Origin of the sequence: uncultured Algibacter sp. (assembly GCF_947495925.1) — a bacterium.
Taxonomy (GTDB): domain Bacteria; phylum Bacteroidota; class Bacteroidia; order Flavobacteriales; family Flavobacteriaceae; genus Algibacter_E.
In genome coordinates this window covers 87261-113105 of record NZ_CANMAU010000001.1, presented here as the reverse complement: position 1 = coordinate 113105, position 25845 = coordinate 87261, and the positions used below count along the sequence as shown (strand labels likewise).

20 protein-coding genes are annotated in these 25845 nt (G+C 33.6%); 13 read left to right on the top strand and 7 right to left on the bottom strand.

The window, feature by feature from the left end:
• The first annotated feature begins 82 nt into the window (after positions 1-82).
• The 10 genes from Q0857_RS00495 (at position 83) to Q0857_RS00450 (ending at position 14220) form a co-directional block, all read left to right on the top strand.
• Positions 83-2110 carry a T9SS type B sorting domain-containing protein gene (locus Q0857_RS00495; protein ID WP_298530602.1) on the top strand — a complete coding sequence of 676 codons (2028 nt, stop codon included), beginning with the start codon at positions 83-85 and terminating at the stop codon, positions 2108-2110.
• 3 nt (positions 2111-2113) lie between these two features.
• A complete protein-coding gene (locus tag Q0857_RS00490; protein ID WP_298530600.1) occupies positions 2114-2755 on the top strand; it encodes an HAD family phosphatase in 642 nt (213 codons plus the stop codon).
• 137 nt (positions 2756-2892) lie between these two features.
• Complete coding sequence (locus Q0857_RS00485; protein ID WP_298530596.1) at positions 2893-5151, top strand: DUF6851 domain-containing protein; 2259 nt, start codon at positions 2893-2895, stop codon at positions 5149-5151.
• Positions 5152-5495: 344 nt separating this feature from the next.
• The gene (locus Q0857_RS00480; RefSeq protein WP_298530593.1) at positions 5496-6089 is read left to right on the top strand and encodes a SprT-like domain-containing protein; all 594 of its coding nucleotides are present in this window, start codon (positions 5496-5498) and stop codon (positions 6087-6089) included.
• Between the two features lie 10 nt (positions 6090-6099).
• On the top strand, positions 6100-7179 hold the full coding sequence (locus Q0857_RS00475; protein WP_298530590.1) for a mannose-1-phosphate guanylyltransferase: 1080 nt from the start codon (positions 6100-6102) through the stop codon (positions 7177-7179).
• Between the two features lie 6 nt (positions 7180-7185).
• Positions 7186-8661: a DUF389 domain-containing protein gene (locus Q0857_RS00470; protein ID WP_298530587.1), complete on the top strand. Its 1476-nt coding sequence runs from the start codon at positions 7186-7188 to the stop codon at positions 8659-8661.
• A 12-nt stretch (positions 8662-8673) separates the two neighbouring features.
• Positions 8674-9381, top strand: a complete 708-nt coding sequence (locus tag Q0857_RS00465) for an SDR family oxidoreductase (protein WP_298530585.1) — start codon at positions 8674-8676, stop codon at positions 9379-9381.
• An 86-nt stretch (positions 9382-9467) separates the two neighbouring features.
• Positions 9468-11891, top strand: a complete 2424-nt coding sequence (locus tag Q0857_RS00460; protein WP_298530582.1) for a glycoside hydrolase family 88 protein — start codon at positions 9468-9470, stop codon at positions 11889-11891.
• Positions 11892-12014: 123 nt separating this feature from the next.
• Positions 12015-12833 (top strand): SDR family oxidoreductase, encoded by an 819-nt coding sequence (locus Q0857_RS00455; protein ID WP_298530580.1) that lies wholly within the window; start codon positions 12015-12017, stop codon positions 12831-12833.
• 97 nt (positions 12834-12930) lie between these two features.
• Entirely contained in the window at positions 12931-14220 is a 1290-nt protein-coding gene (locus Q0857_RS00450; RefSeq protein ID WP_298530577.1) for an NTP/NDP exchange transporter, read from the top strand.
• 90 nt (positions 14221-14310) lie between these two features.
• On the opposite strand, the gene Q0857_RS00445 is transcribed toward Q0857_RS00450, so the two are convergent.
• On the bottom strand, positions 14311-15078 hold the full coding sequence (locus Q0857_RS00445; RefSeq protein ID WP_298530574.1) for an ABC transporter ATP-binding protein: 768 nt from the start codon (positions 15076-15078) through the stop codon (positions 14311-14313).
• Positions 15078-15815, bottom strand: coding sequence for an ABC transporter permease (locus Q0857_RS00440; protein ID WP_298530571.1), 738 nt, complete (start codon positions 15813-15815; stop codon positions 15078-15080). Before Q0857_RS00440 ends, Q0857_RS00445 begins: the two co-directional genes overlap by 1 nt.
• Before the next feature lie 112 nt (positions 15816-15927).
• On the opposite strand from Q0857_RS00440, the gene pafA reads away from it, so the two are divergent.
• Positions 15928-17571, top strand: a complete 1644-nt coding sequence (gene pafA / locus Q0857_RS00435) for an alkaline phosphatase PafA (RefSeq protein ID WP_298530568.1) — start codon at positions 15928-15930, stop codon at positions 17569-17571.
• A 1-nt stretch (position 17572) separates the two neighbouring features.
• Complete coding sequence (locus Q0857_RS00430; protein WP_298530565.1) at positions 17573-18388, top strand: DNA/RNA non-specific endonuclease; 816 nt, start codon at positions 17573-17575, stop codon at positions 18386-18388.
• Positions 18389-18406: 18 nt separating this feature from the next.
• Here the strand turns inward: Q0857_RS00430 and Q0857_RS00425 are convergent, their stop codons facing one another.
• The 4 genes from Q0857_RS00425 to gcvP all read right to left on the bottom strand — a co-directional run bounded on the left by Q0857_RS00425 (position 18407) and on the right by gcvP (position 23820).
• Positions 18407-19258, bottom strand: coding sequence for a glycosyltransferase family 2 protein (locus tag Q0857_RS00425; protein WP_298530562.1), 852 nt, complete (start codon positions 19256-19258; stop codon positions 18407-18409).
• Between the two features lie 25 nt (positions 19259-19283).
• Positions 19284-19805 carry a methyltransferase gene (locus Q0857_RS00420; protein ID WP_298530559.1) on the bottom strand — a complete coding sequence of 174 codons (522 nt, stop codon included), beginning with the start codon at positions 19803-19805 and terminating at the stop codon, positions 19284-19286.
• A gap of 3 nt (positions 19806-19808) precedes the next feature.
• Complete coding sequence (locus Q0857_RS00415) at positions 19809-20867, bottom strand: 3-oxoacyl-ACP synthase III family protein (RefSeq protein ID WP_298530556.1); 1059 nt, start codon at positions 20865-20867, stop codon at positions 19809-19811.
• Positions 20868-20970: 103 nt separating this feature from the next.
• Positions 20971-23820 carry an aminomethyl-transferring glycine dehydrogenase gene (gcvP, locus tag Q0857_RS00410; protein ID WP_298530554.1) on the bottom strand — a complete coding sequence of 950 codons (2850 nt, stop codon included), beginning with the start codon at positions 23818-23820 and terminating at the stop codon, positions 20971-20973.
• Positions 23821-24017: 197 nt separating this feature from the next.
• Here gcvP and Q0857_RS00405 point away from each other — a divergent pair, with 197 nt between their 5' ends.
• A complete protein-coding gene (locus Q0857_RS00405; RefSeq protein ID WP_298530552.1) occupies positions 24018-24836 on the top strand; it encodes a hypothetical protein in 819 nt (272 codons plus the stop codon).
• 242 nt (positions 24837-25078) lie between these two features.
• On the opposite strand, the gene Q0857_RS00400 is transcribed toward Q0857_RS00405, so the two are convergent.
• The gene (locus Q0857_RS00400) at positions 25079-25630 is read right to left on the bottom strand and encodes a sigma-70 family RNA polymerase sigma factor (RefSeq protein ID WP_298530549.1); all 552 of its coding nucleotides are present in this window, start codon (positions 25628-25630) and stop codon (positions 25079-25081) included.
• Positions 25631-25845 lie beyond the last annotated feature (215 nt).

Genomic DNA, 25845 nt, shown 5'->3' with positions numbered 1-25845 from the left:
AGAGGGTATTATTATTTGGTGTTTAATTTCATATAAAGTGTTTGGTTGTTATCTAATAACAAAGAAAAGGGTAATAGTTCTTTTGGTTATTAGCTTTTATCAGTTTTATGCATTTGCCCAAACCCCTTTATATCAGGATGTAAAGATAAGTGATAACTCGTCTGTTGATAATAGTATTGGAGAGGCAAATACGAGTCGAAATATTGCTGTTAACTCTAAAGGAGAGATTTATATTGTATATCAAAGTAGATCTTCCGGAATTAAGGTTTCTAAAAGTTCAAATAGAGGACAAAGTTTTTCTCCCAGCGTTTTGGTTTCAAATACTTATGGTGAAGCAGAAATAGCAATTAATCAAAGGGGGGATGTTTTTATTGCATGGCTAAGAGGTAATTCTGTACAATTTTCAAAGAGTACCGATGGAGGGATTACGTATAGTGATCCAAGGGTTCTAGGTAGTGGTGAAGGGGATGCAGTGCATATGGCAACTTATGACAACATGATCTATATAATTGACAGGCTTGGTAAAGTCGTTTATTTTAATGATAATTATGGTGAAGGGGCGTTTATAACAAAACAATTTGACGGTTACGTTTATGCCGATGTAAGAACGGATTCTAATGGAATTGTTTATGTTCCTGCCGATGATCCAAGATTGTTTTTGTTTAAAAGTGAGGATTCGGGTATAACTTTTTCTTCCATAAATTTTCAAAATTTCCCTTCAGTTTTTTTTTCAAGTTATGCTCTTAGTGAAGGACCGTGTGGTGATTTTATTTTTGTGGGAGGGGGAGGAGCAACTACTAATACTACAGGATATAAAATTGATGTCAACTCGGGTGAATCAGAGGAGCTTAATCTAGGTGCGAATGATGGAAGTGAAACTGGCCGCACTTTAGTGGCAGATAATAAAGGGACCTTGATTGATGGTTATAAAAATTCTAATGGGGAATTGCTATTTAATGTTAGTTATGATCAGGGAGAGACTTTCGGAATGCCTGTACTGGTCGCAGAAGGCAGAAGTCATAATTTAGAAATAAATCAAGCGTTTAATGATGTGGTAGTTGTTTATTCTAAAAATAACGAAATCTATGCTTCGGTCTATGATAATATTTTAAAAGGAATTACTATCGAAAGTCCAATCTTAGGTACGCTTTGTTCAGGGAGTTCCATTGACTTCACGTATAATTTACTTGGAGAGTTTGAAATGAACACCGAGTTTTCAGTATTTTTAAGCGATAGTAATGGAAGTTTTAGTAATGGTACGTTGCTCGCTTCGGTTTCAACTGATATTAGTGGAAATATTAAAGTTACACTGCCATCTGATATGGAAAGTAGTGACTTATATAAAATTAAATTTCAATCTACGGAGAACTGTACGGAAAGTAATTTGATTTCACTTTCTATTTCCAAACCTAACATTGAACTTCAAGAGTCTTATTCAATATGTGAGTCTCAACAGTCATTAAATTTGAGGTTAGACTCAAGTTTCTTAACCTACTCATGGACTTATGAAGATGGTAGTCTAATATCCGATACCTTTGAAGTTTCAATTTCAGAAAAAGGAACGTATGCTGTTTATGTAACCAGCGATATTAATGGTTCGGTTTGCGAAAATAGTTTTGACTTTGAATTGAAATATGATCAATTTCCTGAAATAAATGATGTTAAAGTTACCGAAGTATCTGGGGCAAATTCTATAGAAATAATATCTAAAATGGGTAGCTTATTAGAGTATTCTTTAGATGGTATTAATTATCAAGATTCTAATGTATTTTATAATTTGGCAGGGGGAGAGTATAAGGTTTATTTTAGAGATAAAAAATGCTTAAATACGGTAATAGAGGATGTTTTTATATTAGATTACCCTAGATTTTTTACTCCCAATGGGGATGGAGTTAATGACATTTGGAGAATTGAAGGCTTACAAAAATTTCCTAATGCTATGATATTTGTTTACGATAGATACGGAAAGCTACTTAAGCAGTTTTCAGCAAGTTCTAATGGCTGGAATGGGACATTTAATGGAGTAAAATTATTACCCTCTGATTATTGGTTTGTGGCAAATTTGAATTCTACGAGAAGGGTTAAAGGGCATTTTACATTAAAAAGATAAATAATGAAAAAATACAAATGCATCATATTTGATTGCGATGGCGTACTAATAGATAGCGAATCTATAGCAATAGGAGTTTTAGTGGATATGGCCAATGATTTAGGGGCTAATATGGACTTTAAAGAATCTTTAATTACCTTAAAGGGAAAGGCACTAAACCTTTGTATGAATTTAATTTCAGCCCGAATAGGAGAGCCATTACCAATTAATTTCGAATCAGATTATCGCATCAATACGTTCGAAGCTTTTCGAGAAAAAATCCAACCCATTACTGGTATTAGAGATGTTTTAGAGAGTTTAGATATTCCATTTTGTGTGGCATCTAGTGGTCCCGAAAATAAAATTAGATTGAATCTAGAAGTTACTGGTTTACTGCCTTTTTTTGAGGGTAACATTTTTAGTTGCTATGCAATACAAAAGTGGAAACCAGAGCCAGATATTTATTTATGGGCTGCCAAAACAATGGGATTTAAGCCAGAGGAATGTTTAGTAATTGAAGATAGCGTTTCTGGTGTCATGGGAGCTAAAAGAGGAGGCTTTGATGTTTATGGGTATACCGAACATGATTATAAAGACGAATTGAAAGAACATGCTAGCAAAACATTTAGTCATATGAATGAATTGCTACAAATGATTAATATTTAATTCTATTTCTAGTCATAGAAGTTCATACTTCTGTGTCTTCTAGTCAAGTTTTGATATGATGTTCATCCTTCAAGCTATAGACGTTGATTTTTATTATATTTAGAAATTCTTGGATAAAAATGTACGGCGAGAATCACATGAGGTCAATTTCAACATTATTTATTTGTTTTTTATTTAGCACTTTCTTAATTGCTCAAAAGAAGAATAAAACAAAACGTTATGATAATAGTACGTTTAATCATAATCATTCTAGTTTTATTCAAGGTGTAAAGGATACTCCTGGAAACTATTCTGTGGCAAGATTATGGAATGAAGTTCTGTTAGAGGCTATTCGCAATGATTTTGCTAGACCCACAGTACACGCTAGAAACCTATTTCACACAGCTGTGGCTTTATATGATAGTTGGGCTTTATATGATGACAATGCAAAGCCATACCTTATAGGTAATACACTTAATGGTATTAATAATGTGTTAAATCCTTTCTCAACTACAGAAGATAAAAAAGAAGCGCAGTTAGCTACTTTGAGTTACGCTGCCTACAGGGTTTTATCTGAACGGTTTAAAAATTCTCCAGGGGCTGAAGAGAGTCTTCAAGAATTTGATTTATTAATGGATGAGTTAGGTTATGATATTAACTTTTCTTCTGTTGATTATTCTTCGGGAAGTCCTGAGGCTTTAGGGAATTATATTGCTCAGACTATTTTGGATTATGGAAAAGAAGATCAATCAAATGAAGCCTCTTTATATAATAACAGGTACTATATTCCAGTTAATCCACCATTACGCTTGACGGTTGAATCTACAGACACCGAGATTGTTGATCCCAATAGATGGCAACCTTTAAGTTTTAGGACATTTATTGATCAAAGTGGAAACGAAATTACGGCTTCTATTCCCGCATTTTTAGGTGCCGAGTGGGGAAGTGTATTTCCTTTTTCGTTGTCTCAAGAGGACAAGACGGTTTTAGAAAGAGAGCAAACGGCATATGATGTTTACCTAGATCCAGGAGCACCTCCCCAATTGGATGTTACAGAGGCATCCAATTTAAATGAGATATATAAATGGAATTTTTCGTTAGTCTCTATTTGGAGTTCTCAGTTAGATCCAAAGGATGGTGTAATGTGGGATATCTCTCCAAGATCTATAGGTAATATTGATATAGCTTCTATACCAGAATCATTTGCAGATTACGATCAGTTTTATAATTTATTAGAAGGAGGAGACATTAGTAAAGGTCATGAAATGAATCCCATTACTGGAAATCCATATGATATTCAAATGGTTCCTAGAGCTGATTATGCTCGGGTTTTGGCAGAGTTTTGGGCAGATGGACCTGATTCCGAAACACCACCAGGTCATTGGTTTACTATCCTTAATTACGTAAGTGATCACCCTCTATTTAAAAAGAAATTTAACGGTAATGGAGAGGTTTTAGATTCATTAGAATGGGATGTAAAGTCTTATTTTATTTTAGGTGGCGCAATGCACGATGCGGCCATTGCTGCATGGAGTATAAAGGGATGGTACGATTATGTTAGACCCATTTCGGCTATCAGATATATGGCCGAGTTGGGACAGAGTACTAATGAAGGTTTGCCAAATTTTCATGTTGGAGGCATTCCATTGATAGATGGATTTATAGAACAAATTAAAGAAGGAGACCCTTTAAGTGGAATTGATAACGAAAATGTAGGAAAGATAAAGCTATATGCTTGGAAAGGGCACGATTTTATAACTTCAGCAGAGACTGATGTAGCTGGCGTTGGCTGGATTTTGGCAAGTAAATGGTGGCCTTATCAAAGACCCTCTTTTGTAACACCACCTTTTGCTGGCTATGTATCGGGGCATTCAACTTTTTCGAGGGCAGCAGCCGAAGTTATGACATTGATCACAGGAGATGAGTTTTTTCCTGGAGGTATGGGAGAGTTTGTCGCTAAAAAGGATGAGTTTTTGGTGTTTGAGAAAGGGCCGTCTATGGATGTAACTTTACAATGGGCCACCTACAGAGACGCTTCCGATCAAACTAGTTTGTCAAGAGTCTGGGGAGGAATTCATCCGCCTGCAGATGACCTACCAGGTCGTATAATTGGTGAGAAAATAGGGGTTGATGCATATAATTTTGCTTTACCTTATTTTTCAAAAGAATCAGTATCAGATGCTTCCATTAATATATTTCCTAACCCTGTTATTAATCAGGAAGTTTTTATAAAAACCAGTGAGGTTATAAACGTTGTGGAAATATTTGACTTAAATGGTAGGTTTATTAAAAAGACAATACCTGAAAAAGATGCATTCAATGAGAAATATCGAATAGAATTTTCTCAAAACTTAAGGTCAGGTGTCTACATATTAAAAGTTGATAATGTATCTAAACTTATAATTATCAAAAATTGACTTTTAATTATCTTGTTTTACTTCTAGAAAGCGTCTTTTCCATATTTCAATAGCTATTAGTTTTGTTGTATTTAAGAAATCAACTTACAAATACAATTATGAGAGGCAGTTTTTTTATTATTATTTAGCTCATGTACAAAAGAAAAAGTGGTTGATTTTGAATATGATGAGACGAAACCCCAAGTAGAGTTTGCTCTTTCCCATATCAAGGAAGCGCTCTTATTGTATTTTATTAATTTGCATGAAAACTTTTTACCCAAGGGGTATAAAGGATATTGAAATAGCGTAGGAACATCTATTATTCGCATAACTTAAGTCCAGTTAAATTATTATTTTTGCTCAACATGTGCATTAGGCTCAAAGATTATATTCCAAAAAACGCATTATCTCAAGTTTTAAAACTTTTGGAGGATGATAATCTAACCATAAAAATTAAAAAAGAGCGGAAAACTCGTCATGGAGATTATATACGTTTGCCAAATGGGAAGCATCAAATAACCATCAATTCTAACTTAAACCCATATAGGTTTTTGATAACACTAATTCATGAGGTGGCTCATTACGAAGCTTATAAAGTTTATGGAAAGTTTATTAAACCGCATGGTATAGAATGGAAGCGCACATTTCAACGTTTAATGCTACCTTTTTTAAATCCCGATATATTCTCAATTGAATTATTGCCCCTACTAGCCAGTCATTTTAAGAACCCCAAAGCAAGTAGCGATACAGATATTAAACTAGCCTTAGCTTTGAAACAATTTGATGAACCTAACGATAAAACATTTATTTTTGAGGTACCGTTAGGGAACCATTTCAAATTATATAATGGTAAGGTCTTTAAAATGGGCAAAAAACGAGTAAAACGATATGAGTGCGTTGAGTTGAATTCTGGGAAAGTGTATTTATTTAATCCTAATGCAGAAGTAGAATTGATGTAAAATAAACGAAATGAATAAAAATTATTATGCCATATTAATGGCTGGGGGAGTAGGATCTAGGTTTTGGCCAATAAGCACACAAGATTTTCCAAAACAGTTTCATGATATGCTGGGAACTGGAGATACTCTTATTCAAAAAACATTTCAGCGATTATCTAAGCTCATTCCAAAAGAAAATATATTTATTTTAACTAATGAGCGTTATAATGATTTAGTTTTAGAGCAACTTCCCGAAGTGACTCAGAGACAAGTGGTTTTAGAGCCTGCAATGCGTAATACAGCACCATGTATTTTATATGCGTCTTTAAAAATTCAAAAAGAGAATGAAGATGCGGTTATGATTGTAGCACCAAGTGATCATTGGATTGAAGACGAGCAAACCTTCTCTAAAAATGTACAGCAAGCCTTCGATTTCTGTTCTCAAAATGATGCTTTAATGACTTTAGGTATTCAGCCTACCTTTCCAAATACGGGGTATGGTTATATCGAGTTTGACAAGTCTTCAAATAAAGATATAAAATCAGTTAATCAGTTTAGGGAAAAACCAAATTATGAAACCGCAAAAGAATTTATAAATCAAGGTAATTTTTTATGGAATGCTGGGATTTTCATGTGGAGTGTAAAAAGTGTTGTTCATGCTTTTCAAAAGAATCAGCCAGAGCTCTTTGAGCTTTTTGAATTAGGAATACCTTCATATAATACTAGTTTAGAAGCTGAATTTATCAAAGAGAATTACCCTAAAGCTGAGAATATTTCGGTTGATTATGCGATTATGGAAACCTCTAAAAATGTTTATGTTATTACAGCAGAATTCGATTGGAATGACCTTGGGACCTGGGGAAGTCTTTATGACAAACTTGATAAAGATGAAACTGACAATGCAGTAGTAAACGCTAGAACTCTAGCGGAGGATTCATCGGGAAATATGATTCGAACTAAAAACGATAAGATTGTTGTTATAGATGGGTTGAAAGATTATATAATTGTGGATAAAGATGAAGTTTTGCTTATCTTTCCTAAAACCAAAGAGCAGGATATAAAAAAGGTTCTTCAAAGTGTAAAGAACAAATATGGAGAACAGTATGGATAAATAATTATGAATGAAGAAAGTAAATTTAATTTTTCTGAGGAAGAGTCTTCCGAATCTGGGAAAACAAAAACAGTAGAAGCTTCTAAAAAAGCTGTACAAAAAGATGCTCATGGATTATTCCAGAGCGTTGTACAATTTCTTAAGGAACTATTAGATTTTAGAGATGATACAGATAGGGATGCTACAATTCAAGCGATAAAGGGAGATATTTCTTTTAAGGGGGCAACTGCTTGGATTTTGGTATGCTCAATATTTGTGGCTTCCATAGGATTAAATGCTAACTCTACAGCGGTTGTAATTGGGGCAATGTTAATCTCTCCATTGATGGGACCAATTTTAGGTGTAGGCCTTTCAATAGCTATTAATGATATTGATACACTGAAAAAATCCTTAATAAACTTAGCTACTATGATAGTTTTGAGTTTAATAACAGCCTTTATGTTTTTTTGGTTATTTCCTTTAAGCGAGGATACTTCCGAACTTTTAGGTAGAGTAAGACCTGATATTCGAGATGTTTTAATTGCCTTTTTTGGAGGTTTAGCTTTAATAATTGCACGTACTAAAAAAGGAACTATTGCGTCAGTAATATTTGGAGTTGCTATTGCGACAGCATTGATGCCACCTTTGTGTACTGCCGGTTATGGATTAGCAAAAGGTAATTTTATTTATTTTGGACAGGCTATGTATTTGTTTACAATAAATACAATTTTCATAGCCCTGGCCACATTTTTGGTACTAAAACTACTTAGGTTTCCAATGCGTAAGTACGCAAATTCAAAAAAGCGTTTACTTATTTCGAGAGTAGCAACCATTTTGGCAATAGTAGTTATGATACCTGCTATTTGGACTTTTTTAATTGTTTTAGATGAAAGTAATTTTCAAAGAGATGCTGCAGCTTTTATAAAAAAAGAACTTTCTGAATTACCGCATTCTGAGTTTATTAAAAAAAACGCATCTTATATTTATGGCGATGATGAAATATCTACCATAGAATTAAATACTTTTGGTTTAGACGAAATTCCTGAGACCTCAATTAGTCTATTAAGAAGTAGGCTAAAAGACTATCGTTCTCTAAATAATACAGAATTAATTGTCAACCAAAATAAAAGTAAGAACCTTGATAATATGCGTTATATGGAAGAGTTAAGAACACGTGATTCTTTGGACTTGCTATCTCAGACGCAGCAAATTAGTTATTTGCAAAAAAAGGTTAGACGGCTTTCAAAAATAGATAAAAGTTATTCGTCATTTGATGAACTGACTAAAGAGGTTAAAATTGTTTATGAGACCTTGGAAGAGATTTCATATGCCAACGTTGTTTCTACTAATTTTTCTAAAAAAGATACAATCTCCGTTTTTTATGTGAAATGGGATAAGTCTAAAACAAAAGAGAAAGAAAGAAAGAAGAATACTGAGGTGTTAGAAAAACTATTTAAACAAAAACTAAACTTAGATACCTTAGTTGTAAATCGATTGAATTAGAAGAACGAATGTATGATATCTCAAGAACTTGATCTTAAGATTTTGGTTACTGGTGCAAATCGGGGTTTAGGTTTGGGCTTCGTTAATTATTATCTTAATAAAGGGTGTCAAGTCATAGCGTGTATAAGAAATATTGATAAAAGTTTATACCTAAATTCACTTTTTAAATTACATAAAGATAATTTACAAATTGAAATATTAGACGTTTCTAAAGAAACCTCTCTAACTCATTTTTCTAAAAAGGTTGAAAGTTTAAAATTTGATATAGTAATTAATAATGCTGGTATCTGTATTGAACAAAATCTAGGAAGTTGGTCTTCTAATACCTTTGAGGATATTTTTAAAACGAATACCATTGGTGTTGCTCTTTTTTCACAAATAATTTTACCACTTATAAAACCACATGGGAAATTAATCAATATATCCTCTGGTTTAGGATCAATAGCACTTAATATAAATCCTGAAATAGGACTAGATGCATATGCCATGAGTAAAGCTGCTCTAAATAGTTTCAGTAGACGGTTAGCAAATAAGGTTCAATCTAAAAAAATAATTGTTTTAGCATTAAGCCCAGGTTGGGTAAAAACGGATATGGGTGGTGAAGAGGCCACATTAACTATAGATGAAGCTATTTTTAAACTTGGAATTGTAATTGAGAAATTAACCTTAAAAGATAACGGAAAGTTCTTGTCTGAAAATGGAGAGGAACTACCTTGGTAGAAAGCTGTTTTGTTAATTTTTTATCTGAAAAATAAAATCTAACTTTACGATGGTTTACATTGTTTAAAGCATGTTAATATTTAATTATGAATTTCAGTAAAACTACTGTAGTATTTGTTTTTTTAATAAGTCAATGTACATTAATTAGTTGTACTTCTGAAAAATCTATTAAGGCGCCATTGGCAAAAGAGGTGCTGAAACTTACTGAGAAAGTTGCTAATTGGCAAATAGATACTTTTGAGGAAATGGGTAAATATAGAGCGTTGCCTGTTAAGGAAGAACGCAAAAGTTGGCATAACAGAGATAAGCACCATGAATTAGAATGGACTAATGCAGCCCTTTATGTAGGTATGTTTCAGTTGAGTGAAGTGTCTCATTATCCCAAATATATTAATTGGCTTGCTAGTTTAGGTGAAAAAAATAATTGGAAACTTTATAAGCGTATGTATCATGCAGATGATCATGCCGTTGGACAATTGTATTTGAATCTCAAGAATCATCATAGATTGAGAAGATTTGTCTCCATAAAACCAATAGAAAATAGGTTTGATTCTATAATAGAAAGTGATAAAGCCGATAATTATCATTGGGATTGGTGTGACGCTCTTTTTATGGCACCACCTGTTTGGGCTGGTCTTTCTAAAGTAACAAAAGACAGTATTTATTTGGAGTACATGCATACTCAATATTTAAAAACATATAATGAATTATGGGATGAAGAAAATCATTTATTTTTTAGGGATAAGTCCTATCTTAAGAGAATAGAAAAAAATGGTGAAAAACTATTCTGGGCTAGGGGCAATGGATGGGTTTTTGGAGGTTTAGCACTTATGATTCCTGATATGCCGAAAAATTGGGAGCATAAGCCTTTTTATGAAACCATTTTTAAGCAAATTGCCGAAACTATAAAAAGCAGTCAAAGACCAGATGGTACTTGGTCAGCAGGATTATTAGGTGATTTAAATACATACCCCAATATTGAAACTAGTGGCTCTTCTTTTTTCACTTATGGAATTGCTTGGGGTATAAATAATGGGTTATTAGATAAAGAAACTTATGAGCCTGTTTTATTTAGAGCGTGGAAAGCATTAGAAGAGTGTGTTAATGAAGATGGTATGCTAGGCTATGTTCAACCAATTGGTGCAGCACCAGGGTTGAGTTTTAAGGACTACTCAGAAGTTTACGGGATTGGTGCGTTTTTAGCAGCGGGCTCAGAACTTTATAAATATCTTAATAAGTTTTATCCTTTAGCAAGAGATACGCAACATCAAACATTCATGAAAGATGGTGGCTGGTGCTGGTATCAAGATCCTCGTGCTATTATTAGTAATGGGAAATTACTTATTTCAGGATTAAGCGGACAAAGTGGAGACGTGCGTTTGGGGGTTTATGACCTTGAAAATGAAAAGAATGATAGTGCCTTAGTTTTACATGAAAAATTTCAAAGAGATGATCATGATGTACCCGCATTATATCAAAGACCAGATAAAAGTGTACTAGCAGTTTGGGCAAAGCATGGTGATGAAAAGATACATCATTATAATATTTCAACGTCAAATGATTATTTAAAGTGGGGAATACCAAAACAATACCATCATGAATATAATGATACAAGAGGAGTGACCTATACTAATCTTTATTATTTGAAGAATGAAAATAGGTTATATAATTTTTTTAGAAGCGGTCTAACGTTTAATCCTTCATTTATAACATCTGAAGATTATGGTAAAACCTGGGGTAATTCTACCCATTTCATTACTAGTGATATAGGAGGGCGTCAAAGACCTTATGCACGATACTCTCAAATAGATGAAAACACAATTGGGGTTTCTTATACTGATGGACACCCCCGTAATTATGGAAATAATCTGTTTTATGTAGAGTATAAGAATAATGCGTTTTATAAGGTAGATGGAACCAAAATTAAAGACATCTCAAAAGGGTCTTTGAGGGCATCTGAAGGAGAAAAATTGTATTCAGGAAGTGGTACTAAAGAGAAGTCTATCATAAATGAGAGTGTGCCTAATAGTGCATGGACCTGTGCAATGGCAAAAGACGCCAATGATAATCCTCATGTTGGTTATTCACTATATTTAAATGATAAAGATCATAGATACAGAATTGCATCTTGGGATGGTGAAAAATGGAACGATAGAGAGATAGCTTATGCTGGAAAATATTTATACAAGGTTGAGAGTAGTTATACAGGCTTAATGGCTTTTGATCCAGATAATCCAACAAAAGTTTATATTTCTACAGATGTAAACCCTTCTACTGGTGAAGATTTGGGTGGTGTTCATGAAATTTATGAAGCTACTATAACCTCTAATGACGATATAAATACTATTAAATGGAAGGCTATTACATCAAATTCTAATTACCGAAATATTCGACCCATTATTGTGACAGATGAAGGTTACAAAGTATTGTTATGGCTTAACGGACCTTGGCATAGTTATGTTGATTATAGTTCAGATGTACAAGGGGTTATTTTAGAAGAGCCAGAATAACTTTCTTGAAGTTTGAGAATTTTAGAGTAATCATCACAAGCTTTTAGTTAGCTAATTTGTCCTTAGCTTAATAGGTGTTATTAAGTAAAATTTAATTGTTATCAACTATTTTAATAAAACATTATGTTAAAATTTATTTACAAAAACTACAGGCCTTTTTTTATAAGTACAGCGATTATTTTGTGCTTAAGTACTTTTAATGCTTTTGCAAATCCTACGTTAGAACCGTTAACTGTAGAAATTAAAAGAGGGGCTAAAACGGCAATAATAACCGGGTCGAATAGAGGACAGGGTCTTGGCTGGGTTAAACACTTTTTAAAAAAAGGTTATCAAGTTATTGCTACCGCGCGTAAACCTGAGAAGTCGACGGCTCTCATTGAATTAAAGAAAGAATATAAGAAACATCTAATAATACAAAAACTGGATGTAACAAGCGAATTTGATATGAAGAGCTTAGCTACTAAACTAAAGGCTGAAGATATCAAAATTGATGTAGCTATTAGTAATGCCGGTGTAACCATTGAAGAAGATTTTGGTAATTGGACAGCAAAAGGTATTGAAACTAATTTTAGAGTAAACACAATGGGAGCCGCATTATTTGCACAGGCAATTGCACCTTATTTAAAAGATGGGGCTAAGTTAATACAGTTGTCATCAGGAGCAGGTAGCATTACATACCAAAAAAGAAGTAGTCCTTTAGATGCTTACCGTATAAGCAAAGCGGGTTTAAATATGTTAACTAGAAATTTATCTGCAAGGTTGGAAGATCGTAAAATTATTGTTGTATCAATAAACCCAGGAGGTGTGTTGACAGATATGAACCCAAATGGAAAGTTATCAGTAACAGAAGCTATAGCTATTATGTCTGAAACAATTTCAAAGCTTACTATTAAGGATAGCGGTACTTTTATAAATAATGACGGCAAGGTTATGCCATGGTAAATAGTATAAATCACATTTAAACAGATCTAAACTTTTATGGTAGGTTTTTAATGTGCATTAAAAATTGCCATTTATAATAAGTCTAAATTTTAGAAAAATGATAGAAAAGTTGTTAAAAAGAGCTACAGAAATTGAAGCTCATGAAATTAAGTCTACAACCTTATCATTTTTGTTTGTATTTGTTTTAATGATAGCCTATTATATTCTTAGACCCGTAAGAGATGCTATGGCAAGCGATTGGTCAGATTCTGAAGTTAGTCAATTATGGACACTTAATTTTTTCATAAGTACTGGAGTTGTGGCACTCTATGGTATTGCCGTTTCTAGAATTAAATTTAAGCTTTTGGTACCAAGTGTTTATATGTTTTTTGCAGTATCCTTTGTTCTTTTCTATGTCTTCATGAAAACGGTTTCAGATAGAATACTTATAGACAAATCCTTTTACATTTGGATAAGTGTATTTGGGATGTTTCACCTTTCTGTGTTTTGGAGCTTTATGTCCGATTTATTTAATAAAGATCAAGCGAGGCGTCTTTTTGCTACTATTGCAACGGGTGCAAGTGCAGGTGCTTTAATAGGCCCTTTAGTTCCAGCGTTATTTGCGGGGATTTCTGGGACAGACAGCCTAGTTTTGGTAGCATCAGTGCTACTTATAATTCCTGTTCCTATAATATTACATCTTTCAAAGCTTAAGGAGAGGGAATTGAAGCATCTGGATGCGAATATAGATATCAGTAAGTTTAAAATAGGTGGTAATCCGTTCGCTGGATTTAAGGCCTTCATCACCAACCCTTATCTTCTTGCTATAGGCATATTTATTCTCCTTTATACAATGATAAGTACGTTTGTGTATTTTGAACAAAAGAATTTGCTTTCAGAATATGATCGGGCAACTCGAACTCAAATTTTAGGAAGCATAGATTGGATTGTAAATGTCTTAACATTTTGCATTGCTTTTTTTGCTACATCGAGAATTGTTAAAAAGCTAGGTATGGGTTATACCCTAGCTTTAATGCCTTTAATTATTTGTATAGGCTTGCTAGTTTTGGCTTTTGCTCCAATACTATTAGTATTATTAGCCCTTCAGGTTAGTCGAAGGGCGGGCAATTACGCGATTACAAAACCAGGGCGAGAAATGCTTTTTACAGAGGTTGATAAAGAGACGAGGTTTAAAGCAAAACCCGTTATTGATGTGGTTGTTTATAGAGGAGGTGATACGCTTACTGCTTGGATTTTTACAGGTTTAACCGAAGGAATTGGTTTAGGTCTCACTGCTGTTGGAATTATTGGGGCTACTGTAGCGGCTATTTGGGGTGGAGTAGCTATTTATGTGGGCAAGCTTTACAACCGTAAAAAATCTGAGGATAATTCAATTAATTCATTTTAAAAACCGGACATATTTTAAATGATAAATTGAATAAACGCCAAATTGTTATGGCGCATTTTCAACTTATCTATAAAAGAAACAATTCGGCTTTTACCCGTTTTCTTCTAAATACATTTTACGCACTTTCTTGAAAAGATTTGAAGAATAAACAAAATCTGTAACGACTTCATTATCTGTTTTAAAAATTGTTTTATTTGAGCCCTCCCAGGCTTTAAGACCATCTTTAAGAAAAACTATTTTTTCTCCTATCTCCATCACCGAATTCATATCATGTGAGTTAATCACTGTAGTTATCTGATATTCCTCGGTAATTTCTTGAATTAAATTATCAATTACAATAGCTGTTTTTGGATCTAGACCAGAATTTGGTTCGTCACAAAATAAATATTTAGGATTGTTTACTATAGCACGAGCAATGGCAACACGTTTTTGCATTCCTCCTGAAGCTTCACTGGGCATTTTATCATGCGCATTTTCTAGATTTACACGATTTAAAACAAAATCGACTCGCTCAGACATTTCACTTTTACTTTGCTTGGTAAACATACGGAGAGGAAACATAACATTTTCAGCAATAGTCATGGAATCAAATAAAGCACTACCTTGAAAAACCATGCCAATTTCTGCGCGTAAATTTCTTTTTTCATCCTCAGAAAGCTGAGAAAATATTTTTCCATCATAAGAAATTGAACCCGATTCATAATCAAAAAGCCCTAGTAAGCATTTTAAAAAAACGGTTTTACCAGATCCGCTTTGTCCAATAATAAGATTTGTTTTACCCTTATTAAAAGATGTCGTGATTCCCTTTAAAATATGAGATTCTCCAAATGATTTTTGTAAATTTTTAACTTCAATCATTAGCTTAATAACATTTGAGTTAGCAAATAATTTAAAAGAATAATTAAAACACTAGTCCAAACAAATGATGTGGTACTCGCTTTTCCCACCTCAAGAGCTCCCCCTTTCATATAATATCCATGAAAGGATGGAATCGTGGCTAAAAGAAATGCAAAAACTATAGTTTTAATAAAGGCATACGTTATATGGAACGGAATAAAATCAGTTTGAATGCCTACAATATAATCTTCAAGGGAACTAAACCCACCATAAACACAGGCTGCCATACCACCTAGAATTCCTAAAAACATGGCTATTGATATTACAAAAGGATATAGCATAAGAGCAATAAACTTTGGGAATACTAAATAATTTAATGAGTTAATTCCCATGACTTCCAAAGCATCAATCTGCTCCGTAACACGCATGGTACCAATACTTGATGTTATAAAAGATCCCACCTTACCTGCCATAATTATAGACATAAAAGTTGGAGCGAACTCTAAAACTATAGATTGTCTTGTAGCAAATCCTACCAGGTATTTCGGAATTAAAGGACTGTCTACATTTAAAGCGGTTTGAATAGTAACAACACCTCCAACAAAAAATGAAATAAATGAAACAATACCAAGGGAACCAATAATTAAGTCATCAATATCTTTTAAGATGAGTTGCTTCATGACGGACCATTTCGTTGGTTTGCGAAACATTTCGGCAATCATTAAAAAATAGGCTCCAATATTACTTAGGTATGTCATAGACAAATATTAATGTTGCTAAAGTAAAAAAAACTTGGAGGTATTTAACTTTAATTTTCAATTATGATGGTATTATATATGTATTTTTGAAGCATATAAATCAATTGGTAAAATGAAATATATTCTTTACGCTTTATTCATTTTTTTACTTGTAAATGCAAGTTTTGCTCAACGTAGGAGTGAGTTAAATAAAAGACCAAAACTTGTTGTTGGGATTGTTGTTGACCAGATGCGTTATGATTATTTAACACGGTTTATTAATAAATATGGAGAGGGAGGGTTTAAGCGTATGATTTCTGAGGGATTTAATTGTAAAAACAATCATTTTAACTATATCCCTACTTACACAGGGCCTGGACATGCTTCTGTTTTTACAGGAACTACACCTAAAAATCATGGTGTTATAGCAAATGATTGGTTTGATAAAGTATTGAATAGATCCGTTAACTGCGTAGAAGATAATACTGTAGATCCATTAGGTACAACGAGTATTGATGGAAAAAAGTCACCAGTAAGAATGGTTGCCACAACTTTCCCAGATGAAAATAGACTATTTACTCAAATGAGAGGTAAAACCATAGGTATTTCCATTAAACACAGAGGAGCTATTTTACCTGCAGGACATACGGCAAATGGGGCATATTGGTTTGATTATGAGCATAACGGAAAAGGGAACTGGATTAGTAGTACTTTTTATATGAATAAACTGCCTCAATGGGTCCAAGATTTCAATTCTTCAGATGCTGCAGAGTCTTATTTTAAAGTTTGGGATACATTTTATGACATAAACACATACACAGAAAGTGGTAGTGATGAAAATAACTATGAACGAGTTTTTAAGGGTAAAAATCAACCTATATTTCCTTACGATTTAAATGAACTTAAAGAGTCTAATGGCAATTTTAAAATTATTGCGGATTCGCCTTATGGTAATAATTTGACAACAGATTTTAGTTTAGCAGCTATTGATGGAGAAGAATTAGGGAAAGATGATATAACTGATATTTTGACGATTAGCTACTCTAGTACAGATAAAGTTGGACACGACTTTGGGGTTAATTCCAAAGAAATTGAAGATGTTTATATTAGATTAGATAAGGATTTAGAACGATTGTTTAATGTTCTTGACATGAAAGTTGGTAAAGGAGATTATACCGTTTTTTTGACAGCTGATCATGGCGTAGTGGATGTGCCTCATTATTTGCAAAGCTTAAAGATTCCTTCAGGGTACATAAAATATAAAGAATTCAAAGAAAAGTTAAATGCTTTCATTTTAGAAAAGTTTAAAGCTACAGATCTGATAAAAAACATTAGTAATGACCAAATATTTTTGAATAGAACAAAGATTAGAGATAAGGGGTTAGAATTGTCCACTGTTCAGCAAGAAATAGTAAACGAAATTATTAGTTATAAAGAGATATATAAAGCTTATACGGCAACTGCACTTAGTAATAATTCTTTTCCTGCAGGTGTTGAACATCTATTGCAAAATGGATATAATCAAAAGCGTTCAGGTGATATACTAACGATTCCTTTTCCAGGGTACATTTTTTATAGGAAAACTGGGACCACCCATGGTTCAGGGTTCAATTATGATACCCATGTTCCGCTTTTGTTTTTTGGTAAAGGCATTAAGCATGGTCAGACTTTTCAAAAAACAGTAATTACGGATATTGCACCAACTATGTCTGCTTTATTAGGAATTAGCTTCCCTAATGTTTCAACTGGGAAACCTTTAGAGTTTGTATTTGATTAATATGAAAAAGCGAACATTATATTATATTGCTGGGGGACTCATTCTTTTTGGTGTTTATTTTTATGAGTATATTTTAGATGAAGAAATAAAAGCAGAAGTTGTTGAAACCGGAAGGGAGGTTAAGAAAAATACGAACAAATACTTTTTGCCATCTACTACAACCGGGTATGTCGTTCATCATGAAGGATATTCGTTATCTTATAGTGAAACTCATGAGCAGGCAGAATGGGTAGCTTATGAGCTAAAGAAATCGCATCTTTCAAATATCAACCATAAAAGACCCTATTTTGAAATTGATCATGCTGTTGAAACCGGAGCTGCACATTGGCGCAATTATAAAAACTCTGGATTTGATCGCGGGCATTTATGTCCTGCAGGAGACAGGAAATACACCAAGGAAGCACACGATGAAACGTTTTTAACGAGTAATATTTCACCTCAAGAGCATCAGTTTAATGCGGGTATATGGAACACTTTAGAACAAAAAGTACGTTACTGGGCCAGAAAATATGATGGAGTATTTATTATTACAGGTGGTGTGTTAGCTGGTGAAATGGATAGTATTGGTGATGAACACGTGTCTGTTCCAAATTCTTTTTACAAAATTATTCTAGACAATAATTCTGGTCGTATAAAGATAATTGCTTTTTTAATGCCTCACGAAAATTCAAATAAACCGCTTTACGAATTTGTCGTGAGTGTTGATGATATAGAAAAAATAACAGGTATAGACTTTTTTCCTGAATTAGAAGATGGACTTGAGAATGTATTAGAAGCTTCTATTGATTACAAAGATTGGAATTTTAATAAAGGATAGTTAAATTTAATAAAGGATTTAAGCTTTAAATTTACCCAATATACCTTTCCAGCGTAGGTTTCTGATAAATTCTCCTTCGGCTTTGGAAACTAAAAAAGGAAGATGATCTTTTTTTGCTTTGAAGTACCCAGACATATAGTTTTTAAACTGATTAAAACTCTTTTTTTTGTAAGCTAATTTTAATGCTGAAATCAAGGTTATTTTAAATCCATAGCGCATTTTGTACATGGCTTCTCCCTGTAAATGTTTAGATGCTTTATTATAACTAATACCTGTTGGTTTGAGGTGCTTTACATGTAAAGATTCATCGGTAAGAATATCCCATCCATTGTATTTGGCAAGAAGTTCATCTACTGTGTCCCAACCCATTGAGGTTTTAAGTTTACCAATTTCAAGAAAGCATTCTTTTTTATAAGCCTTAAGTGCCCCTCGAATATGGTCTTTCCGTGTTAAATTCTCTAATATCCAATGGTCGTTTTTTTCAATATAACAAAAGCCAGCAGCCAAACCAAGTTTTTCGTTTTTACCAAAATGATTAGATAAACATTCTAGATAATCATTAGGAAAGATTAAATCGGCATCGAACTTACAGATCACGTCATAGTTCGAGTCTAAGGTTTCAAAACCCTTGTAAAAAGCATTTATGATTTTTGAACCTGGGAGGTGCTCATCAGAAGATTTTAGATTTATTAAATGAATAAAATCATACTTCTCAGCATAACTATTAACAATTGCAGATGTGTTATCTGTTGAATTATCATCCACAATAACCACCTTTTTTGGTAGAAGGTTTTGATTGACTAAAGAGTAAAGAGTCAACCCTATGGAATCAGATTCGTTATGCGCGGGAATGACAATATAGAAGTTCAAAGTAAAAAGAAGTTAATATTCAAAGTTAAACTCTTTCTGCGTATACTATGTAGTATCTAGGGGTAAACCAACGCAAAATAGGACGAATACCTATTTTTTTTGTTGGGTTAGTCCATTTTTGGCAATCAATGATTTTCCAGCCAGCCTTCTCTAATAGCCAATCAAATTGCCAATCTTCAAATTCATGATAATGTCTGTCTAGCATATCAGTATTGCTCCTGTAGGCTTTTGAAAACCAGAGTTTAAGAGGTACGCTAGCTACTAATTTATCTGCTTTAATGGATTTTAAAACAGTAAAAGGAGATAGTAAATGTTCAAAAATCTCAAAAGCAGTAACTACCTGCGCCTTCGAGTTTTGAATAGTCGATACGTCTGTATCTAAATCTTCTCCTTTGGTGTTTTCAACCTTATAGCCTTGCTCTAGCATAATTTTCGTAAACGGATTTACAACTCCTAAGTCTAATATGGGTTTTTCATGTGAAACATGCTTTTCTAAAAACTCTAAGGTATGATTAAAGCGTTTATTGGGAAATGTTTTTTCGTACATGGATTACTGCTTATAAATAAAAGCATTAATATTCATGCCAGCACCTACACTAGCAAAAATGATAATGTCCCCTTTATTTATTTCTTGATTTTCAAGGGAATTGTTTAAAATCATATCGTATAAAGTCGGGACTGTAGCAACACTAGAATTCCCTAGTTTCCCAATAGACATAGGCATAATACCTTCTGGAGGTTCTTGATTGAAAAGTTCATAAAAACGTTTCACAATAGCCTCGTCCATTTTCTCATTCGCCTGATGAATAAGTATTTTCTTTACATCCTTAATGTGATATCCACTAGAATCTAAACAAGATTTCATTGCCATTGGCACATTTGTAAGGGCGAATTCGTAAATTTTACGACCATACATTTTAATGTATCTTCTGTCTTCTTTTATGTCTGAATTATTCGTTTCGCCGAAGTATATAAAATGTGCTTCGTCTAATGCAAAAGTCGCTGAATCATGTGTTATGATACCCCCTTCATCATTTGTAGATTCAAGAACTACGGCTCCAGCTCCATCACTATATATCATGGAATCTCTGTCATGCGGATCAATTACGCGAGAAAGCGTTTCTGCACCTATAACTAAGCATTTCTTGGCTATGCCCGATTTTATAAATGCATTAGCTTGAATAACACCTTCTATCCACCCGGGGCAACCAAAAAGAACGTCATAGCCAACGCATTTTGGGTTTTTAATTTGCAAAAGGTGTTTTACTCTTGATGCAATACTAGGTACGGTATCACTTTGTTTGCTCTCATGTCTTACGTCTCCGTAATTATGCGCAACAATAATATAATCTAAATCTTCGCGATTTATATTGGCTTTTTCAATGGCTTTTTCAGCAGCAAAGGAAGCTATGTCTGAAGTAGTAAGATGATTTTTTGCATAACGTCTTTCAGCTATTCCTGTAATGGCTTTAAATTTTTTGACAATAACTTCTGCAGGTGCGTTAATCGTTGAGCCATCGCTATTTAAAAATTCATGATTATGAAAATCTTCATTTTTCTCAATTTCAGAAGGAATGTAGCTTCCTGTCCCTGTTATTTTTATATTCATAAATAAAAAAATGCCTTTATTGATTAGGTTACAAGCAATATAAAATCTTTAAATCAAAGCTAAAATCTATTTAGTTTCATTTTACGATGTTCAACTACTATTTTTAAGCCTCGGCGTAAGCTTCAATAGGAGTACATGAACATATTAAATTTCGATCACCGTATGCGTCATCTACACGTCTTACACTAGGCCAAAATTTATTTTCACGAACATAATCCAAAGGGAAGGCCGCTACCTTACGCGAATACGGTAAAAGCCATTCATCAGCAGTAATCATTGCTAAAGTATGCGGTGCATTTTTTAAAACGTTATTTGAATCGTCCTTTGAAACAGCATCAATTTCTTTTTTAATTGAAATCATTGCATCGCAGAACCTGTCAATCTCCGCTTTACTTTCACTTTCTGTAGGTTCAATCATTAAAGTTCCAGCAACTGGAAACGATACTGTTGGCGCATGAAAGCCATAATCCATAAGTCGTTTCGCAATATCGGTAACTTCAATGCCGTTAGCTTTGAAAGGCCTGCAATCTACTATCATTTCATGTGCAGCACGACCACGTTCACCAGAATACAATGTATCAAAACTTCCCTCTAAGCGATGTTTAATATAATTAGCATTTAATATAGCTATTTTTGTGGATTTAGTGAGTCCCTCTGTACCAAGCATTTTTATATAGCCATAGGAAATTAAACAGGCTAGTGCAGAACCAAAAGGTGCTGCTGAAATAGCTGTAATCGCTTGGTCTCCTCCAGTTTTAATAATAGGGTTTCCAGGTAAAAACGGGACTAATTGTTTAGCAACGCAGATAGGACCAACACCAGGACCACCTCCTCCATGAGGAATGGCAAAAGTTTTATGCAGGTTTAAGTGGCAAACATCTGCTCCAATATTTCCTGGATTGGTTAATCCTACTTGAGCGTTCATATTAGCACCATCCATATAAACTTGCCCACCATTATCGTGAATGATTTTAGTGACTTCTTTAATTGCAGATTCATAAACACCGTGTGTAGAAGGGTAGGTTACCATTAAAGCAGATAAATTTTCTGCATGTAATTCTGCTTTTTCTCTTAAATCATCAACATCAATATTTCCCTGGGCAGTGGATTTAGTTACAACAACCTTCATTCCTGCCATAACAGCACTGGCAGGATTTGTTCCATGAGCAGAAGAAGGGATTAAACATATATTTCTATGATGGTCACCTCTAGACTCATGGTAGGCCTTTATAACCATTAGTCCAGCAAATTCACCTTGAGCACCAGAATTGGGCTGTAATGAAGTAGCTGCAAAACCCGTAATTTCGGTTAATTGATCTTCAAGCTCCTTTAAGATTGTTAAATACCCTTTAGCTTGTTTTAATGGTGCAAATGGATGGATATTTCCCCATTTAAACCAACTTAAAGGAAGCATTTCTGACGCTGCATTTAATTTCATGGTACAAGATCCAAGAGAAATCATAGAATGATTTAATGCTAAATCTTTACGTTCTAAAAGTTTAATATAGCGCATTAATTCTGTTTCAGAATGGTGTGTATTAAAAACGGGCTCTGTTAAAAATTCAGAAGTTCTCTTCAGAGAATCTGAAATATTGTTGTGATGCTCAGTCGAAGAGATTACAATTGTTTCTTTCCCAGCCGCTTCCGCAAAAACAGAGATTAAGTAGTTAATATCTCTTATGGACGTGGTTTCGTTAATTGAGATAGCAACAGTATTTTTACTTGGGTAATAAAGGTTAACCTTTTTCTCAGAGGCTATTCTTTTTATTTTTTTAGTTTTTGTTTTTATTCTTAAGGTATCAAAATAAGAGTCATTCATTTGGTTGTAACCCAACGCCTCTAAAGCATTGGCTAATGTGACTGCCTTATTATGGATTTTATTTGCAATGAACTCTAATCCTTTAGGACCATGATAAACGGCGTACATGCTTGCCATAACAGCTAAAAGTACTTGAGCTGTACAAATGTTTGAAGTGGCTTTAGCTCTTTTAATATGTTGCTCTCTGGTTTGTAAAGCCATTCGCAGAGCACGATTACCATTAGCATCTTTAGTTACCCCGATTATACGTCCAGGTAAGTCCCGCTTATAAGCTTCTTTAGTTGCAAAATACGCAGCATGAGGTCCTCCATATCCCATAGGGATGCCAAAACGTTGAGTGGTGCCTACTACCACATCAGCTCCAAAATGGCCTGGGGCCTCTAGTTTTACTAAACTAAGAATGTCAGCCGCTACAGCAACTTTAATTCGGGCATTATTGGCTTGATTAATAAATAATTTGATATCTGTAATCTGTCCATTTTTACCAGGATACTGTAATATGGCTCCAAAGAAATCAGAGGAAAAATCAAAAGTATCTTCGTTTCCAATTACCAATTCAATTCCTATTGGAATAGCTCTAGTTTGAAGTAAAGAAAGTGTTTGGGGTAGAATATTTTTCGAAACAAAAAACTTATTTATCCCTGCTTTCTTTTGATCCCTTTCACGAACCGCAAATAATAAACTCATAGCTTCAGCCGCTGCCGTACTTTCATCGAGTAAAGATGCATTTGCAATTTCCATACCTGTTAAATCAATAACCATAGTTTGAAAATTTAACAGAGCTTCTAGTCTTCCTTGAGCTATTTCAGCTTGATAAGGCGTGTAGGCTGTATACCAACCTGGGTTTTCTAGTATATTGCGTTGGATTACTGCTGGCATAACCGTTGGGTGATAACCTAAGCCTATATATGTTTTGCGCGCTTTATTGAGTTTAGATAGATCATGAATATGTAATAAATACTCATGCTCTGTCATAGGTTCGTCTAAGTTAAGGGCAGACTTTAATTTAATATCATCAGGAATAGTTTCATAAATTAATTGATCTAATGAGTCAAGGCCTAGGGCATTTAACATAAGGTTTTGATCTTCTTCCTTTGGGCCTATGTGACGCAGTGCAAAAGCATTTGTATTCATTAGCATTTTTTTTATTAAGTAATTCGCAAAATTAAGTAATAAAAATGTTGTTGTATTGCACTATGTGGAAAGTTTTTAACCATTTTAAGGCTTTATTAACATAAATGTGGATTTATTTTGAATTTTTAATAATGATTTTATGGTGGTTATATCCAAAACAACCTGAGGTAGTAAAATGATATAATTACTTTTGCGGCGTGAGGATTCTAAAAAGTCTATTTAATTTTTATATCAATAGTAGTATTCATGTAGCCTTGGCAGTATATGCATTAACTTGGATTACACTATTGGAATTAGGTTTAAAATACGATGAGGTAGTTTTATATTTTATGTTTTATGCTACTATTACAGGGTATAATTTTGTTAAGTATTTTGGAATTGCAAAGTTTCGCCATAGGCGGCTGGCCAAGTGGCTTAGACTAATTCAGGTTTTATCTTTTGTATGCTTTTTGTTTATGTGCTTTTATGCTTATCAACTCCAAATAAAAACACTATGGGTTATAGTTTTTTTTGCAGTGGTAACGTTCTTTTATGCAATTCCATTTTTTAAAAAGGGGCAATATACTCTTAGAAATATTAATGGTGTAAAAGTTTATGTTATTGCCTTAGTTTGGTCAGGAGCAACGGTATTTATTCCATTAATTAATATTGAATATGAGTTAAGTACGGATGTACTTTTACTGGGTACACAGCGTTTTTTATACGTGCTAGTTTTAATGATTCCTTTTGAAATAAGGGATTTAAAATTTGATGATTCAAAGTTGAAAACAATACCTCAAAGTATAGGGGTAAATCAAACTAAAACTTTGGGTATATTCATGTTGTTGATATGTTCTGCTCTGGAGTTTTTTAAAGACGATTTAATAAGTTCTAGTATTATTACGTTACTTTTAATAACGATACTCACAGGGGGCTTCGTAATTTTTTCTAGAGTTGAACAAGGCAAATATTATAGTTCTTTTTGGGTGGAAGCGCTACCCATATTTTGGCTTGTATTATTGCTTATACTCATTTAGAGCTTTCTCGAAATCTTTTTTCATCGCTTCTTTGCATTCAGGATCGAGGCAGTCAGTGTCAGACCTTTTCAAAACTTTTGTAAGCTTAGTGTTGTTTTTGGTATATTCTCTACAAGCTCTGCAGTATATTAAATGGATATTCAGTTTTATCTTTTCCCATAGTGTGGCATCCTTATATTGTGTTTTGTCACAAACATGATTTGCTTCATTGCAAGGAATTACAAACTTTATATTACTCATAATTAAAACCAATTTTCTTTTAAGCAATCAGCCATAGCAGTTCGTGCTCTATGAATGATTACCCAAAGGTTAGACGCAGTAATATTTAGTTCATTACAAATCGCTTCCGTTTCATGACCAAGTATTGTTTTCATTTTAAAAACATTAGCCTGTTTTTGAGGTAATTTGCCTAGGCAATTATGAATGGCATCTCCTAATTCTGCATTTTGTAGGGTGTCTTCGGCAGTTTTGTCAAAAGGATCTGCAACACGTTCTTCCAACCAATCACCTTCGCTTTCAGAATCCTTATAGTTAATTCTAACTTCCGCTTTTCCTTTATTCGAATTTATTTTGCGATAATGGTCTATAATTTTTCGCTTCAAAATAGAAATAAGCCAAGTACGTTCGCTAGCTTCACCTTTAAAATTTTTCATGGATTTTAAACCAGCCAGAAAAGTATCTTGAACCAAATCTTGAGCAATTTCTCTGTCACTTACCCTTGAAATGGTGTAATTAAACAAGTAATCTGAATACGAGTCAATCCACTTGTTTGGGTTGATTTGATGGTTAGACATTATTTAGCAATTTTTTGAATACCAAAAATAGGTTAAAAAAATGAATTTATAGTTAATTCTAGTAGCACCTTTCTATATGCTAAAGTTATCATAATTTTTAAAACATAGATAATTTGAATTAAAGAAATAGCTACTTTTAAATAGTATTCATTTGCATGAATATGAGTAGGTTACGTAAAAACGAATTATCAATATTTTATTGATTTGTAATTTAC

Excerpts from the sequence above, each read along its gene's own strand:
- Q0857_RS00490 (WP_298530600.1), top strand. The coding sequence starts at position 2,114 with ATGAAAAAATACAAATGCATCATATTTGATTGCGATGGCGTACTAATA.
- Q0857_RS00485 (WP_298530596.1), top strand. The coding sequence starts at position 2,893 with ATGAGGTCAATTTCAACATTATTTATTTGTTTTTTATTTAGCACTTTC.
- Q0857_RS00480 (WP_298530593.1), top strand. The coding sequence starts at position 5,496 with ATGTGCATTAGGCTCAAAGATTATATTCCAAAAAACGCATTATCTCAA.
- Q0857_RS00475 (WP_298530590.1), top strand. The coding sequence starts at position 6,100 with ATGAATAAAAATTATTATGCCATATTAATGGCTGGGGGAGTAGGATCT.
- Q0857_RS00470 (WP_298530587.1), top strand. The coding sequence starts at position 7,186 with ATGAATGAAGAAAGTAAATTTAATTTTTCTGAGGAAGAGTCTTCCGAA.
- Q0857_RS00465 (WP_298530585.1), top strand. The coding sequence starts at position 8,674 with ATGATATCTCAAGAACTTGATCTTAAGATTTTGGTTACTGGTGCAAAT.
- Q0857_RS00460 (WP_298530582.1), top strand. The coding sequence starts at position 9,468 with ATGAATTTCAGTAAAACTACTGTAGTATTTGTTTTTTTAATAAGTCAA.
- Q0857_RS00455 (WP_298530580.1), top strand. The coding sequence starts at position 12,015 with ATGTTAAAATTTATTTACAAAAACTACAGGCCTTTTTTTATAAGTACA.
- Q0857_RS00450 (WP_298530577.1), top strand. The coding sequence starts at position 12,931 with ATGATAGAAAAGTTGTTAAAAAGAGCTACAGAAATTGAAGCTCATGAA.
- Q0857_RS00445 (WP_298530574.1), bottom strand. The coding sequence starts at position 15,078 with ATGATTGAAGTTAAAAATTTACAAAAATCATTTGGAGAATCTCATATT.
- Q0857_RS00440 (WP_298530571.1), bottom strand. The coding sequence starts at position 15,815 with ATGACATACCTAAGTAATATTGGAGCCTATTTTTTAATGATTGCCGAA.
- pafA (WP_298530568.1), top strand. The coding sequence starts at position 15,928 with ATGAAATATATTCTTTACGCTTTATTCATTTTTTTACTTGTAAATGCA.
- Q0857_RS00430 (WP_298530565.1), top strand. The coding sequence starts at position 17,573 with ATGAAAAAGCGAACATTATATTATATTGCTGGGGGACTCATTCTTTTT.
- Q0857_RS00420 (WP_298530559.1), bottom strand. The coding sequence starts at position 19,805 with ATGTACGAAAAAACATTTCCCAATAAACGCTTTAATCATACCTTAGAG.
- Q0857_RS00415 (WP_298530556.1), bottom strand. The coding sequence starts at position 20,867 with ATGAATATAAAAATAACAGGGACAGGAAGCTACATTCCTTCTGAAATT.
- gcvP (WP_298530554.1), bottom strand. The coding sequence starts at position 23,820 with ATGAATACAAATGCTTTTGCACTGCGTCACATAGGCCCAAAGGAAGAA.
- Q0857_RS00400 (WP_298530549.1), bottom strand. The coding sequence starts at position 25,630 with ATGTCTAACCATCAAATCAACCCAAACAAGTGGATTGACTCGTATTCA.